Source organism: Yoonia sp. R2331 (assembly GCF_041103235.1).
Taxonomy (GTDB): domain Bacteria; phylum Pseudomonadota; class Alphaproteobacteria; order Rhodobacterales; family Rhodobacteraceae; genus CANMYO01.
The window spans coordinates 1-820 of record NZ_JBGCUN010000008.1; the positions used below are offsets into that span (position 1 = coordinate 1).

An 820-nucleotide genomic window follows, 5' to 3' on the forward strand; every position below is an offset into this window, starting at 1 on the left:
GGGACTGTTGCATTAGCGGCGCTATTTAACAACTTTCTTGCTTTTTGAGGTCGATCATGGCGCGTCAATCACCATTCAAGCATCACCGTTTTCCGCGAGACATCATCCTTTGCGCGGTGCGGTGGTATCTGCGCTACCCGTTGTCCTACCAGGAAGTGGTGGATCTGCTCGCAGAACGCGGTATCAGCATTGATCGGTCGACCGTGTATCGTTGGGTTCAGAAGTTCAGCCCGGAGATCACCAAACGAACTGAGAAGCATCTGCGCCGCGCCAGCGTCGATTGGCACGTCGATGAGACCTACATTCGTGTCGGCGGCAAATGGCGATATCTATGGCGTGCCATTGACGCGAACGGTCAAATGGTGGATTTCCGCCTCACGGCACGACGGGATGCGAAAGCCGCCAAGGCCTTTCTGAACAAGGCAATAGAGCGGGTGCGCCTGCATCGTCCAATGACAATTGTAACCGACAAGGCGCAAGCGTATCGACGCGTCATCGGTGAGATCAATCAGCGCTATGATCCACATTTCGACAGCATCCGGCATATCGACCAAAAGTGGCGCAACAATCTGATCGAAAGTGACCACGCAGCCTTGAAGCGGCTCCTGGGTTACCGCCAGAGCTTCCGCTCCCTGCGAACAGCCAAAGCGACACTCAGCGGCATCGAAACCATCCGGACCATCAAGCACGGCCATATCCATCACAAGCAACCAGGTGTTCTGGGCGAGATCCTGTTCATCAGCGAACTTTTCGCAGCCGCTTGATCCAGCGCAAAAACCCATACCATCGATCAGCGCCTATCAATTAATGCAACAGTCCC

At 54.6% G+C, this 820-nt stretch carries 1 protein-coding gene; it reads left to right on the top strand.

All coding sequences use genetic code 11. The features are described 5' to 3' along the window. Positions 1-56 precede the first annotated feature (56 nt). On the top strand, positions 57-764 hold the full coding sequence (locus tag AB3Y40_RS20400; protein WP_369440736.1) for an IS6 family transposase: 708 nt from the start codon (positions 57-59) through the stop codon (positions 762-764). Positions 765-820: the final 56 nt, after the last annotated feature.